The organism is Proteus sp. PR00224 (genome assembly GCF_016238105.1).
Lineage (GTDB): Bacteria > Pseudomonadota > Gammaproteobacteria > Enterobacterales > Enterobacteriaceae > Proteus.
The window spans coordinates 25,619-40,313 of sequence record NZ_JAEHQU010000001.1; the positions used below are offsets into that span (position 1 = coordinate 25,619).

14 protein-coding genes are annotated in these 14,695 nt (G+C 34.7%); 7 read left to right on the forward strand and 7 right to left on the reverse strand.

All coding sequences use genetic code 11. The features are described 5' to 3' along the window. Positions 1-79 precede the first annotated feature (79 nt). The 4 genes from nqrE to JEP71_RS00170 all read right to left on the reverse strand — a co-directional run bounded on the left by nqrE (position 80) and on the right by JEP71_RS00170 (position 2,923). On the reverse strand, positions 80-679 hold the full coding sequence (gene nqrE / locus JEP71_RS00155; protein ID WP_109372536.1) for an NADH:ubiquinone reductase (Na(+)-transporting) subunit E: 600 nt from the start codon (positions 677-679) through the stop codon (positions 80-82). A gap of 334 nt (positions 680-1,013) precedes the next feature. Continuing rightward, entirely contained in the window at positions 1,014-1,604 is a 591-nt protein-coding gene (gene cyaB / locus JEP71_RS00160) for a class IV adenylate cyclase (RefSeq protein WP_232797438.1), read from the reverse strand. A gap of 188 nt (positions 1,605-1,792) precedes the next feature. Continuing rightward, positions 1,793-2,173, reverse strand: coding sequence for a DUF2628 domain-containing protein (locus JEP71_RS00165; RefSeq protein WP_023582416.1), 381 nt, complete (start codon positions 2,171-2,173; stop codon positions 1,793-1,795). Between the two features lie 315 nt (positions 2,174-2,488). After that, positions 2,489-2,923, reverse strand: coding sequence for a universal stress protein (locus tag JEP71_RS00170; RefSeq protein ID WP_072062602.1), 435 nt, complete (start codon positions 2,921-2,923; stop codon positions 2,489-2,491). Positions 2,924-3,624: 701 nt separating this feature from the next. Between JEP71_RS00170 and ftnA the strand changes: the two genes are divergently transcribed. The 4 genes from ftnA (at position 3,625) to JEP71_RS00190 (ending at position 6,246) form a co-directional block, all read left to right on the forward strand. Continuing rightward, a complete protein-coding gene (ftnA, locus tag JEP71_RS00175) occupies positions 3,625-4,128 on the forward strand; it encodes a non-heme ferritin (RefSeq protein ID WP_075673382.1) in 504 nt (167 codons plus the stop codon). Positions 4,129-4,565: 437 nt separating this feature from the next. Beyond that, on the forward strand, positions 4,566-4,958 hold the full coding sequence (copC, locus tag JEP71_RS00180) for a copper homeostasis periplasmic binding protein CopC (RefSeq protein ID WP_023582413.1): 393 nt from the start codon (positions 4,566-4,568) through the stop codon (positions 4,956-4,958). Next, complete coding sequence (gene copD / locus JEP71_RS00185; protein WP_198625547.1) at positions 4,958-5,854, forward strand: copper homeostasis membrane protein CopD; 897 nt, start codon at positions 4,958-4,960, stop codon at positions 5,852-5,854. Before copC ends, copD begins: the two co-directional genes overlap by 1 nt. 47 nt (positions 5,855-5,901) lie before the next feature. Beyond that, positions 5,902-6,246: a YebY family protein gene (locus JEP71_RS00190; RefSeq protein WP_109372534.1), complete on the forward strand. Its 345-nt coding sequence runs from the start codon at positions 5,902-5,904 to the stop codon at positions 6,244-6,246. 307 nt (positions 6,247-6,553) lie between these two features. Here the strand turns inward: JEP71_RS00190 and JEP71_RS00195 are convergent, their stop codons facing one another. From JEP71_RS00195 to yebS, 3 genes are all read right to left on the reverse strand, one after another. Beyond that, positions 6,554-6,796: a DUF1480 family protein gene (locus JEP71_RS00195; protein ID WP_023582410.1), complete on the reverse strand. Its 243-nt coding sequence runs from the start codon at positions 6,794-6,796 to the stop codon at positions 6,554-6,556. Between the two features lie 211 nt (positions 6,797-7,007). Then, the gene (locus JEP71_RS00200) at positions 7,008-9,326 is read right to left on the reverse strand and encodes a PqiB family protein (protein WP_198619651.1); all 2,319 of its coding nucleotides are present in this window, start codon (positions 9,324-9,326) and stop codon (positions 7,008-7,010) included. Further along, positions 9,274-10,524 (reverse strand): membrane integrity lipid transport subunit YebS, encoded by a 1,251-nt coding sequence (gene yebS, locus JEP71_RS00205; RefSeq protein ID WP_198619650.1) that lies wholly within the window; start codon positions 10,522-10,524, stop codon positions 9,274-9,276. Before yebS ends, JEP71_RS00200 begins: the two co-directional genes overlap by 53 nt. Positions 10,525-10,802: 278 nt before the next feature. Between yebS and JEP71_RS00210 the strand changes: the two genes are divergently transcribed. The 3 genes from JEP71_RS00210 (at position 10,803) to prc (ending at position 14,171) form a co-directional block, all read left to right on the forward strand. Continuing rightward, the gene (locus JEP71_RS00210) at positions 10,803-11,300 is read left to right on the forward strand and encodes a GAF domain-containing protein (protein ID WP_088495806.1); all 498 of its coding nucleotides are present in this window, start codon (positions 10,803-10,805) and stop codon (positions 11,298-11,300) included. Between the two features lie 95 nt (positions 11,301-11,395). Then, positions 11,396-12,091, forward strand: a complete 696-nt coding sequence (gene proQ, locus JEP71_RS00215; RefSeq protein ID WP_023582406.1) for an RNA chaperone ProQ — start codon at positions 11,396-11,398, stop codon at positions 12,089-12,091. Positions 12,092-12,110: 19 nt separating this feature from the next. Then, a complete protein-coding gene (gene prc, locus JEP71_RS00220; protein WP_109372531.1) occupies positions 12,111-14,171 on the forward strand; it encodes a carboxy terminal-processing peptidase in 2,061 nt (686 codons plus the stop codon). The last annotated feature ends 524 nt before the right edge of the window (positions 14,172-14,695 follow it).

The window sequence follows — 14,695 nt, forward strand, 5'->3', positions numbered from 1 at the left end:
CTATAAATAAAGATCACATCGGGAATGATCCTAATGATGTATGAAAATTTCACATAATATTAAAGATAAAAACAAGTTATTAAAGTGAAATGCCAGAGAATGACATAAAACCAAGTGACATTAATCCTACTGTGATAAATGTGATCCCTAATCCTCTCAATCCTTTCGGAATGTCTGAATATTTCATTTTTTCACGTAAACCTGAGAGAGCTATAATTGCAAGTAACCAACCTATGCCACATCCTGCACCATATATCACTGATTCAGTAAAGGTGTAATCACGTTCAACCATAAAAATGGTGGCACCAAAGATAGCACAATGAATAGTCAATAAAGGCAAAAAGATCCCTAATGAATGATAAAGTGAAGGGATAAATTTATCTAAAAACATTTCTAAAATTTGAACTAGTGCCGCTAAAACGCCAATAAAAGTAATATATCTAAGAAAGCTAAGATCAATACCTTCAACTATCGCGTCTTTCTTTAGGATAAAATGATAGATTAAGTTGTTGATAGGTGTAGCAATAATAAGTAAGACAGTAACAGTAAGACCTAGTTTTAATGAGGTTTTTACTTCTTTAGAAACAGCAAGAAAAGTACACATTCCTAAAAAGAAACTTAATGCCATATTCTCAACAAAAGTTGCCTTAATAAAGATATTAAGGTAATTTTCAAGCATAAACCCTCCTGTTAATATATTTTTTTACTAATTCTAGTAAAAACAGTGTATTAATATAAGTGGTATTGCAAAAATATCTTTAAAATTAGATCTAAATGACATTTTTTGACTAAGAGTGAGGTTTATTTAAGATAAGGAAAATAAAATTATTGGATAAATGTAATAAATATAGGATTCAAATAAATCTTCTATTTAAACCCCATTTTTTATTGTTAGTGGGTAAGATAAAAAGCATTAGAAATGACAAAGCATCAATATCTGTTGATAGCATATCGATGCTTAGATGAGAAAGTTTTTAATTATTTTTATAGAGATGTTTACTGAATAAAATTGTTTATGATTTGAGGTTGTTTAACATGAGTGTTTTATAGTTATCTTTCTCAAGATCTTTTTCTGTAAAACCAAATTTTGCGGCTAAATGTCTTAATTGATCCGTGTAGAGTGATAGTTTGCTTTGGTCGTCCGTCATGATAGCAAACTCGGCAAATGAGCCTAATTTATCTAGTTTATCAATCGTGATATGAAACTCATCTAGAAAATAGATTTCTCTTGATTTTGTATAATTGAGAATACAATGGTAGCCAAGTGTCGTAAACATAGAGACTGTTTTTTCTGCATCTTCGATGCGAACGGCTTCACATTGTGATAAATCAGGGCCTTTAACGATAAGAAGATTTATTCCTGAGGGTAGCATTTTTCTTACGCATAAACTGATGGTTGCAGTTGAAAATTCAGTATTATCATGTTCCATGTACCAATCTGTTTCTTTATTCTCAGGTGTAAATAATGTGGCTCCTGATTTTTTTAATTCATTAATAAAATTTTGTGGATTTTGAAGGTGATATTTTAGTTCAGCTTCAAATTTACCTTGAAAGTGTTCAGACATACGTTTTCCCCAATTTAGCGTTAATGAATTATAGCGCATTAACAAGGTGCTCTTCTGAGATAAAAACGAACTTTTAGTGTTATTTCATTATTTTCTATTTTAGTAAATTAGATGAAAATATTTAAATAGAGTAATGGATAAAATTACTATGAAATAAGGATAAGAGGATATAGTGTTATTAAAAAAAAAGATATAAGGGAAAATAAAGGGGCGTTGCCCCTTTATTATTACAGAACACCTTCGAACGGGTTCCAACTTTGATCATTTTTGGTTTCTTTTAAGTAGTATGCATAGTTGGCTGTTATCGCCCATAAAATGTTAACTGCGATACCCACAGCATTGATAACACCATTGTTTACAGGTAAAAAACCAATAATAGTAAAAATGGCAATATTAATAGCAAATAATGTTAATGCCTTGCGCCATAAACCTAAAATAAGAAAGTAAATAAAACCAAAGAAAAATGCCCAGATATTCATTCCAATAAGAATACGTTTACCAAAGGAGAGTTCTTTATAAGCAGCTTTAAATTCTGGCGTTTTAGGTGAGCCATATTTATCAAAAAATGAAAAACGCTCTTGCCATTTTTCAGAAAGTTCTTTATTCATTTTAATTCCTTTTACTCTGTTGATTAAATTTAGCCTTAATAGAAAAGTATCTTTACATAATTTAACATCATGAACAATATAAATTTATTAAGAGATTATTAATATAAGAGTTTATATAAAAAGCATTAAAGTGACTGTATTTCTAGCCATTTTTTAATAATTATCTTATTGCTTCAGAATATATTTTTAATAATTACTCTTAAAAATAAACAGGATAAAATAAAATATCATTTTGAATGGATTTTATGGTGAAAAGAATAAGAAATCTGGCTTATGACGAATACCAGATTTCTTATGGAAGCAGGAAGTGGGTGATTAACGCACGACTAATACAGATGATTCTGCGTAACTAACCACTGAAGATGCGGTAGAACCTAGAAGATAAGTTTTCATACCAGGATTACGAGAACCAATGACAATCAGCTCTGCTTGAATTTTTTTTGCGGTTTCTAAAATTTTATCGCGAGGATTGCCTATAGACACGTAAAATTGAGTTGTACTATTGGGAATATCAATGTGCGATAAATTTTCTTTTAGTGTGGATAATGCAATTTCAATACGTTGTTTGTCACTTGCTAGTCTATCTTGGCCTGCGAATGCAAATCCGACAAAAGACTCATAACTTGGAATGACTGATAAAAAATGAATATTCAATTTGTCAGCGACAGACAATGCTTTTAGATGAGACACAACCTTGTCTAATAAACCAAGCTCTGTAAAATCAACGGGTACTAACACTGTTTTTGTCATAGTGGCTCCTAATTAACCTTTTATTATGATTAGGGCTTTTATATTAACTTTTTGTGCATACAAATATGAGTTACCTACTAATCTTATCAGTCAAAATGAAAAACTGCACAAAAATTGGAATTATTTTTATTTTTTGAGAGTTATGTATTTTTTTACGTGAAAAGAGTGAAAAAAACTGCTGTCTGAAAAATAAATATGTAGCAATATCAAATAGAAATCATAAAAAAATAGGGAATGATAACAAGTAATAGAAGGATATTTTATTTTTCTAATGATGATTATTGTAGATATTACGTTGTATATATTTATTGATATAGGGTAAAGCTTATTTTTGAATATTTTTTAATGATTGGAATATGATTTTTATTTAATGCTAATTTTAATTTCTTGGATTATAAAGAAAAAGTTAATAAATATAAAAGCTAAAATTAAAAGTCAAAAGTTAAATATTATATTTATATATTTCAATGCGTTAGGTTGTTTTATGCAATGATTAAATACATGTTTTGTCTTAATGATAATAAATACTATTTAGCTTTTTAATAGTATTAAAAACATATTACAAATGAGATTGGTTTTTATTTTTATTACGGCTAGTTAATTGAAAAAAATAAATAAAAGCACACTTAAATAGCTATATTTTTATTTTTAACTGTGCATAATATCCATAATGTTAATTTTCATCGCAAGGGACGTAAAATATGTTACATCAAGATATGATCAACAAATTGAATGAACAGCTAAATCTAGAGTTTTATTCGGCAAATCTGTATTTGCAAATGAGTGCTTGGTGCGACGATAAAGGATTTGATGGGGCTGCTAAATTTTTAAAAGCTCACTCTCGTGAAGAAATGGAACATATGCACCGCTTATTTGATTACTTAAGTGATACAGGTGCAATGCCTTTACTTGGGGCGATTGAAGCTCCACCTGCTGAGTTTTCATCATTATCTGAGTTATTCGATAAAACTTACGAACATGAAAAACATATTACATCTGAGATTAATAAATTAGCACATGTTGCAATGACAACTCAGGATTATTCAACATTTAACTTCTTACAATGGTATGTTGCAGAGCAGCATGAAGAAGAAAAATTATTCAAATCAATCCTTGATAAATTAGCAATGGTTGGTGACAGTGGAAAAGCTTTATTCTTGTTAGATAAAGATCTGAACACATTATCAACATCTGCACATGTCTAATTATTAATAAAGCTTTAAATAGCTTAAATTAATAAATGAATTATTGCGCTCTGCTGTGAATGAATAGCAGGGCGTTTTTTATTCTTCTATATTACCTCCCTTTCTATTGTTGCTATTCTTATCTCTTCTCTTACTTACATTGTCTGTTTTTTACCCTAAAAAATACCTACCCCATGTTATTTATACAGAGTGGTTATTTTACTTTTAGTTGTATTTGGTTATGTATTGAACTGTTTAGACTGTCAATATGGGTATTATATTTTCTCAAAGTGTAAAAATGGGTGATATTTGAAACAGAAACTGGTCTAAATAACATATATTTTGAGTGCTAGTTCACAACCTTTTATTTCTAATATCAAGAAGCGAAGATCTTGACGTAAATTTGCTATAAAATATTTTCATAAATAAAAAAATCACCTGTAATTTAAGAGGTTATTATGTCATTAAATACACTTAAGACATCTTGGGGTAAATTATCGGCTATTGCTGTTTTATTCCTTGGTATGTCATACCAACAAGCATTAGCACACGCACACTTAAAATCACAGTTACCTGCTGAAGGTGCTGCTATTGAACAAGCGCAAGCGCCTAAAGTTATCACACTAGACTTTTCTGAAGGTATTGAATTAGCCTTTAGCAAAATTAAAGTCACTAATAGCGACGGTAAAGAAATTACCGTAGGAAAACTGAGTTTAGATCCTGTTAACAACACTAAATTATTATTGCCTTTAGAAAGTGATTTAGCAGAAGGTAATTATTTAGTTAATTGGAACGTTGTTTCTGTTGATGGGCACAAGACAAAAGGTTCTTATCAATTTAGTGTAAAATAATGACACCTGAAGACGTTTATATTTTATGCCGTTTTTTCCATTTCGTGGCAGTCATGTTTATGTTCGGACTGAGCTTCTCGGCTGCCATTCTTGCAAAAGATAAGTTTATTCCTCTTATTCAAGTCCGTTTGCGCCCTGCATTAGCCATTAGTACTGTCACTGTCTTTATTACGACTTATTTATGGATGGTTGTGCAATCTGGTATTATGGGAAATGGATGGGAAGACGCTTGGTCATTCGAAATATGGAAAGCGGTATTAGGTACTTCATTTGGTCAAGTTTGGCAATGGCAATTGGTATTAGCAATCGTTGCATTAGCCGTTTTATTTATACACCAACGTTATATACGTAACTTCTCTTTATTAATTGTTGCTTCAATTATGTTGATCTTACATGCATCAATTGGTCATGGTGCCATGTTTGCAGGATCAGAAGCGATATTTTACAAAGTTAACCAAAGTATTCATCTTATTAGTGCTGCCTATTGGTTTGGTGGTTTATGGCCATTTGTCGCTTGTTTGCAATTTTTACGGAATAAAGACGAGCTTGCAGATGGAATGATCAAACCTATCATTAGTACAATGAAGCGGTTTTCACTTTTTGGTCATATTGCTGTTTTATTGGTTATTATTACTGGTGTTATCAGTGCCGTTATGTTAATTCCAGAATGGCCAGCAGTACAATTATCATCTGAATATCAAAGTATGTTATGGCTTAAAATTAGCTTAGTGGTGTTAATGCTTGGCCTAGCTGTAATCAATCGTTATGTCTTAGTTCCTCATATCCGTAAGAAAAATAACTTTCAATGGTTGCTAGTAAATAGTTGGTTTGAACTATTACTTGGAACAATGGTTATTTTTACTGTAGCCATCTTTGCGATTAACTCACCCGTATAGATTGTTATATAATCGAAAAAACCTAATTTCTTAAGTGAGACATCCACATGAAACGTTTTTTATTAGCGGGAATGTTAATGCTTTTCTCTTTTCAAGCATTCTCGGCGGCACCTATTTCAACGGTCAGTAAACTTCAATTTGGTGACGATTGGCCATTTACTCGAGAAGAAGTGATGCTCAATTGCCGTGCTGATGGTGCTTGGTTTGTGATTAATCCAGCAACACTGATGCAGTATCCACTTAATGAAATTGCAATGAAACAAATGGAAAGTGGGAAAGTAAAAGCACAGTTAATTGATGTTATTTTACTGCCAGATCCTAATGCACCTGAAAAGAAAAAATCAGTAGAAGTGATACAGAATGCGATTAAGTTGCTCTGTGAGAGTAATTAATCAAGTGATTGATAATATGACTAAGATTTTTTATTTTTATCGTATTGATTTAAATGATAAAAATTAAAAGCAAAGATTTTTTGAATAGAAAATGGTGTGCTACTAGTTTGTTTACTGGATCTTTACATATTGTTAGCTAATATTTAACAGTAGGTTGTGAGATAGAAAAGTCTGAGTTAGTCCTCGATTTTTGTTTATGCAGTAATCAACAATTACTTTTTAGCGCACGGCTCGCAATGAGCCATTTCCCTAAGCCAGATAAATGATTTATCTGGCTTTTTTTATGTTATTTCGCTTTAGCATCTCGTTATGCCACTTTTAAGATCCAGTGGTGATTATCTTTATCATAAGCATGACGATAAAGCAGAATATTTTTATCTTTTAATTGGGCTGGAATACTTGTGTTTTCATCCCATCCATCTAATTGCATGCAAAACTCTTTGTCATAATCACATGGAATATGAATATAAGTTAATTGGTTATCAGAAGAGTGTTTCAAAGTAATATCTTCAATTTCATAGCAAGCAATTTTCAACGTTGTCTTTTTCATAATAAAACTCCGGATTAAGCGATGTCGTGTTGTGTTCTGTTGTGTTTTGTTGGTGGCATTTATTTTAAAGAATGCTTTTTGACCGAACAAAATTAAGCATAGTATAAATGGAATCTATTTCCAAAATATTTTTTGGAAATAAAAAAAGCGGATCATTTTTTGTGATCCGCTTTAAATAAATTATCTGAAATAGGGCAGAATTGTCTAATTTTTAAGGTTTAGGTATTGCTGTTCCCCATTCATCCCAATCTTTGGGTTCTTTATCATTTAAAATGAAATTCTGTTCCTGTTTTGCTTTCGCTTGTAATGGTGTGGAAGGGGGGGTTGCAAAAGTGATCCCCCCGCGTATAAATTGCTTGAATGTACCACTACGAATAACGCCGCCAGTTAAACCAAACGAGAAGTTATATCCCGATGAGAGCCAAAACTCAGTATTATTTCGAACTAGGTATTGGTATTTTTTACTAATACGGATGTGAATTAATACTCTGTCAGACATGTTTCCTAGTTCAAGACCTGTTACGGCGCCAACTTCAAGACCACGGTAGTAAATTGGTGTACCAATTTGTACCGAACCCGCTTCAGTGGCATTTAACACAAGGTTTAATCCATCGAGATAGCGTGAGTCTGTAATGTTAGATGTTTGCAATTCAAATTGACGATATACGCCACCATTGCCTGGTTCTGCTTTAATATAAGGTTGTATAAGTGAATCTAAGTTATCTAATCCTGATGCTGTTAATTCGGGAGTAACAACAGCGAAGCGACTGCCTGATCTCGCAAAGGTTTTGACATAATCAGGGTAGAGAACAGCAGATACAGTCACTGCTTTTCTATCTGGTGAAAGGATTAATGATTCGACTTGTCCAATATCAATGCCTAAATAACGAATAGGCATTCCTTCAGAGAGTTTGCTTGCGTCATATGTTTTTAAAGTAATTTGAGCACCGATAGCTCGTGCGCTAGTTTCTGATGGATAGAGTTTGTAACGTGAAACGTTATTATTGATATTTTCGAAATTATCAAAACTGATTGCGCCTTTTAATGCGCGATTTAGTGGTGTTGCTTCAACAGTTAATCCTGAGCCATTAACAGAGACTTTAGCTGCCCCTTCAGTCCAAAATACACTCTTTTCTGTAAGCAGATGGCGATATTGCTTTGAAATATAAACATCAATATCAAATTCATCCATCAAAGGTCGAACATCAGTAATTTCACCGACTTGGAATTGATGATAAAGAACCACTGAACCTTTTTGTATCCCAGGAAGGCTTGATGCTTTTAAAGTGAGTGTCACGGGTAATTCATTACCATCAACACTGGCTTTAGCAAAAAAGTCGTTACGATAAAGGCGATACTGTTCTTTAGGTGTTCCTTTAGTACCTTGAATAAGATGAATGCCTCCTTCAAGCCATTCTTGAGGTGTCGCACCTTGAACTTCAATGCCATTTAGACCCATATTGACGTTAATTCGGCTATTGGCAACAAATTTACTATTTTCATAAATATAATGTTTATATTCAGGGGCAATAATTGCATCAAAAATAACCCCATCATCACTCATATTACGCTGAATGATTTGTCCAATAGTAATTCCTCTAAAAAGAATAGGTTGTCCTGCATCGACGCCCCAACTTTCTTCACTGGTTAGAGAAATGATTAATCCATCTTCGCCATATATTGCTTTACCCGCATCTACGGAGGTTGCTGATTGTAAAACAAATTGCTGGTTTTCTTGTGCTGGAGGGCTGTTTTCTGGGGAATCAAACGCAATTGCGCCATTGATTAAAGCAGAAACACTTTCCATTTTCACTGATACGCCACTTTTTAAATTGAAATTACCTTGAAAGCCCGAGACGTTCCAAAAATGACTATCTTGGCGAATTAAGTGGGCGTATTGTTTATCAATACTAAGTTCAATAAAAATGCCTTGATTATCAGGGCGAATCGCATAGCTATATACTTTACCAACAGGAACTTGGCGATAATAAACTTGAGAGTCAACATTGAGTGATCCCAGTTTCTCTGTCGTTAGCGTTATTAACTGCTGATTTTTATCAATATTAGCTTGAGGACGAACTTCCTGAGCAATAAATTTAAACTGCTTTTCACCGTCACCCGGTAACATGCTGATATAGTTACCACCAACTAAAGCATCGAGCCCAGATACGCCAGAAAGGCTGGCTTTAGGTGTAACTAACCAAAACTGTGTGTTTTTGCGCAGTGTAGTCGCGAGATCTTTGCGGATATCAGCTGTAACAATAACTCGACGTAAGTCATCGCTTAAAGTGACATCTTTAACAAGACCCACATCAACGCCTTGATAACGAATAGGTGTTCTGCCAGAGACAATTCCTGATGCGGATTGAAAATCAATCGTGATTTGTACGCCTTTATCTTGCCAATGTTGGAAAAGCAACCAACTAGCAATAAAAATGGCGATAACAGGGAGTAGCCAAAATGTCGAAATTTTACGCTTACGGCGTATTTGGGCTTGTGTGTCCTGAACGTCGTTTTCTTCTTGTTGCATAAGTATCCCATAGTAAACGACTATCCAACCATTCAACGGCAAGGATAGTAAGAATAACCGCAGTACCAAAATAAAAAGCCGCTGGTCCCATTGTGAAAGTCATCAATTGATCTCGATTAATCAATGACATCATCAGCCCAATCACAAAGAGATCAAGCATTGACCATCGACCTATCCAAGAGACAAAACGGTATAGTTTCATTCGAAGTAGGGGGTCAATACGAGAATTAAAATGAATGCTTAATAATAAGCCCAGCATAATTATAATTTTGAAAAAAGGCACAAAAACACTGGCAATAAAAACAATAACTGCGATCGGAGTATTGCCTGAATTCACTAAGGAAAGCACACCTGAAAAAATAGTGTCTTCACTACGTCGACCATTTAAATAGAAAATAGAAATAGGTAATAAATTTGCAGGTATGAGTAAAATTATTGCTGAAATTAATGCCGCCCATGTTTTTTGTAAACTCATTGGTTGTCTTGGGGTATAGCAAGATTTACAACGTGGGCAGTGTGTTGATGGTGTTCTTTTAAAATGATAATGACAAGCATGGCAAGTCGCAGGGCTTTTTTCTATTTCTTTTTGTGGATAAAAGCGTTGCCAAAGTTGGTCCATATTAATGTTAATTAGCATTAATAAGCTGAGTATCATTAAAGAAACAAAAGCAATTAAGCCATTGCCAATATAGACGGTTGCATAGTCACCTAATTTTATTGTTGCAACACCAAGACCAATCAAATAGACATCTAACATTACCCATTCTTTTAATTTCCCTAACATTAATAAGACTGGGCGAAGATTAAGGCGTAAGCGAGATCCTAAATGAAGATATAAAATAGCGATGGGGAGGCTAAGTGGTGCAGCAATAGCACAAAAAGCTACCATCGTTGCTGTAAGAGGAGAGCCTTGCTCTGACATCATGCGAATACCGTCAAGCACATTCGCCGTTATCATCGTGCCTAATAGATGAATTTTAATTAGTGGCTGAGTAAATGCTATTGATGCCAAAATAAGCATTGTAATAGAGAGAATAAGTAGACGAGTTAATGACCAATATCGATAAGATGCGAGTTTGGCTTGGCAACGTGGGCAATAGGCATCCTCTCCACGCTTCAATGTGAGAGGTAGTGTCACGAGGTGATCACACTCCTGACAGCGTATTGATTTTTTTTCCTTTGTTGCGATATTGTTCACTATGTTGCTCGTTAATTCGCCTAAGTTGGTTTTCTCAAGAGTTATCGTTTGATTAAGCTAAAAAAAAGTACCTATACTCAATGGTTCACAAGTTATCATTTTTATTATATTTATGCCTTTCATTTTACAATACAAAGTGTCTGATTTTTTTTGTGGGTGTTAAGTGAATATTATCGTTTTTTTACCCAATTCTTGAAAATGGAGTATTCAACCTCAAGATAAAATAGGCTAAATTACGAGTATGTTATCTATTTTAGTTACGCAAATAGGGTTTAATGATGCCAAAATCGCTTTTTTATCAGGAACTCACTGATAATTTGTCAGCCTTGTTGTCTGGTGAAAATGATCTTATCGCATCACTTGCTAATACCAGCGCGCTTCTTTACGAGAAGTTAGATACGATAAATTGGGTTGGGTTTTATCTTAATGATGGTGATTCATTAGTCCTTGGCCCATTTCAAGGCAAAATTGCTTGTGTCAGAATAGGTTTTGGGAAAGGAGTTTGCGGAACTGCATACTCTGAAAACAGAATTTTAAGAGTAAGCGACGTTCACCAATTTAGTGGTCATATTGCTTGTGACAGTGCAAGTCAGTCTGAAATTGTTCTCCCGTTAGAAGTAAATGGACAAATTATCGGCGTTCTCGATATTGATAGTCCTATTTTTGATCGTTTTGATAAAAAAGATGAAAATGGGCTTAAAGCGTTGTGTGACGTGCTCTGCGAGCATTTAAAAACTTGTCATACAGCAAAATATTGTGAATTTTGTGTAAGTTAACAGGCGTTTGCCATAGAAATTGTTGGCAACACTATTATAATGTCGCTTGTTCATGCCTGCGCTGGTTGGCAAAACCGTTGTAATCAGGAAATTTCATGGAAAATCAACCTAAGTTGAATAGTAGTAAAGAAATCATCGCTTTTTTAGCTGAACGTTTCCCTAAGTGTTTTATTGCTGAGGGCGAAGCTCGCCCTTTGAAAGTTGGCATTTTTCAAGATCTTGTTGAAGATCTAAAAGATGAAACTCAACTGAGTAAAACACAGTTACGTTCGGCATTACGCTTATATACCTCAAGTTGGCGCTACCTTTATGGAGTTAAAGAAGGAGCAAAACGTGTCGATTTGAATGGTAATGACTGCGGCGAACTGGAAGCTGAGCATATTGAACATGCTCGTACACAATTAGCAGAAGCTAAGGCGCGCGTTCAAGCTCAGAGAGCAGAACAACGTGCTAAGAAGCGCGAAGCTGAAGGTGATAAGGAGACCAGCAAACGTCCGGCAGCGAAAAAGCCAAATAATACGCGTCGTCAGCCACCTAAAGAGGGTGAAAAACGGCAGCCTCGTCCTCAAAAAGCGACTCAAGCACCTCGTAAAGCACCACCACGCCAAAATACTGAAAAGTTAATTCCAGTGAAAGACACATCAGTTCTTACTGTAGGTCAATCGCTGAAAGTTAACGTTGGTAGCAGCGTGATGGACGCGACAGTGCTAGAGATAGCGAAAGAGGGTGTACGTGTACAATTGCCTAACGGTTTGGCAATGAATGTACGCACGGAACATTTAAAGTTCTGATACGGAGGCCAACCAGAGCATGAACAAACTTTTAAATGTGGCTTTTGCAATCGGATTAACGTTAACAGGCACTTCTGTTGTGATGGCTGAAAAACCAGCCACTCCAGCAATGGTAACTATTGATCAGTTACCCGACTTAAAGCAAGAGCCACAGCATTCTACCGTGAGCGAGCGAGTAACCTCTCGTTTTGAACGCTCTCATTACCGTCAGTTCTCGCTAGATGCGAGCTTTTCTGAAAAGATTTTTAATCGCTATCTTAATTTATTAGATTATAGCCACAATGTGTTGCTAGCATCAGATATTGCCCAATTTGATAAAGAAAAAACCAAAGTAGGTGAATATCTGAAAAAAGGTGAGCTTCAGCCCCTTTATGATCTTTTTAATTTAGCGCAAAAAAGACGTTTTGAACGTTTTCAATATGCTTTAAACCGCCTAGATAAACCCATAGATTTAACTGGTCAAGATAAGTTTGAGTTAGATAGAACAAAAGCGCCGTGGCCGCAAACTCAAGCTGAGCTAGATAAACTTTGGGATGAAAAAGTAAAATATGATTGGCTAACGCTGAAACTATCTGAAAAAACAGATAGCGAAGTTAAAGAGACACTCACTAAGCGTTATAAAGCTGCATTACGTCGTCAAACGCAAAGCCAAAGCGAAGATGTTTTCCAAATCATTATGTCGGCATTCGCCCGCGAAATTGATCCTCATACAAGTTATCTATCACCAAGAAATACCGAAGCCTTTGATTCTGAAATGAGTCTATCCTTAGAAGGCATTGGCGCTGTATTACAGATGGATGATGATTATCCTATGATCAACTCTATGGTAACGGGTGGTCCCGCTGCAAAAAGCAAAGAGTTGAAAGTTGGCGATAAAATTATTGCTGTAGGGCAACAAAATAAAACGATGGTTGATGTTGTCGGCTGGCGACTTGATGATATCGTTGCTTTGATTAAAGGGCCGAAAGGTAGCCAAGTAAAATTAGAAGTTATTTCTGATGAGAAAGGCGCTAAACCAAGAACAATCACTTTAGTCAGAGAGCAAATCCGTTTAGAAGACAGAGCTGTTAAGCTAACTGAAAAAGTAATTAACGGTGATAAAGTTGCAATTTTGGATATTCCAAGCTTCTATGTTGGCTTAACCAATGACGTAAAAACACAGTTACAAAAAGTGGCGAAAGATAATGTTTCATCTTTAGTCATTGATTTGCGTGGCAATGGTGGTGGAGCATTAACCGAGGCGATTTCACTTTCAGGATTATTTATTCCAAGTGGTCCCGTTGTGCAAGTCAGAGATAATAATGGTCGTGTACGACAAGATTTCGATAAAGATGATGTCGTGTATTATAAAGGGCCACTGGTTGTTATCGTGAATCGCTTTAGTGCTTCTGCCTCTGAAATTTTTGCTGCTGCAATGCAAGACTACGGACGAGCATTAATTGTCGGTGAGCAAACGTTCGGTAAAGGAACAGTTCAGCAATATCGCCCATTAACCCGTGTTTACGATCAAATGCTAAGCCCTGATTGGCCTGGTTTAGGTTCAGTGCAATACACTATTCAAAAATTCTATCGAATTAATGGTGGTAGTACTCAACTTAAAGGGGTAACACCTGATTTGCTGTTACCAAGCTTTGATAGTGCTGAAATGGGTGAAAGTTTTGAAGATAACGCATTGCCTTGGGATAGTATCTCTCCAGCAAGCTATCAGCTATCTGAGTATTCAGACAAGCTGAAAGCGGCGTTAGCACCATTAACTGAACAGCATACTAAGCGTATTGCAAATGACAGAGAGTTTTCATACATCTTTACTGATATTCAGCGTTATAACGATGCTAAAGCAAAAGGTGAAGATAAATTTGTTATCTTAAACTTCGCTGAAAGAGAGAAAGAAAACAAAGAGCTGGAAGCCATTAAATTAAACCGCATTAATGAGCGTTTTAAATTAGAGGGTAAGCCTGCGTTGAAATCACTCGATGATTTGCCTAAGGATTATGAGGGGCCAGATCCTTATTTAGATGAAACTGCTGCAATCGCGGTTGATCTCTCAAAAGTGCTTAAGCCTAAGAAATTATTAAATTAAGTTATCAGTTATAACAACGGATACTTAAAGTAACCCCCCAATAGTTGGATAACCAATTGCTGGGGGGTTTTGTATTTATATTGATCAAGATATAAGATTATCATTGCCAATCAATGCTCATCAGGCTTTTCATCAAAAATCTTCTTAACAAAACCAATAATATCTTCTTGGATAGGACCCTTCATATTTTTAGTTATTCACTATATTAAGTTACCAGTAATATAAATAATTATTAATAAATGGATATTTAAATTTTACTTTATGTCACTTAATTTTTAATTCGAAATATATCTTGAATAAGTTTTGTAAGCTATAGAGAGAATACTAGGTTAATTTTTAGATAAGAAGTGAGTTTCTTATCTAATAAGTGGAATGAAAAGATAAAGGGATTATTTATTGTGATTAAGATCTCATTTGAAGGCATATCTATTGTAATAAATGTAACATGTTGTGACAATGATCTCTAAAATTGACATAAGATTACTATAGTATACAGATTATGAAATATTTGCGTCATTTTTGGA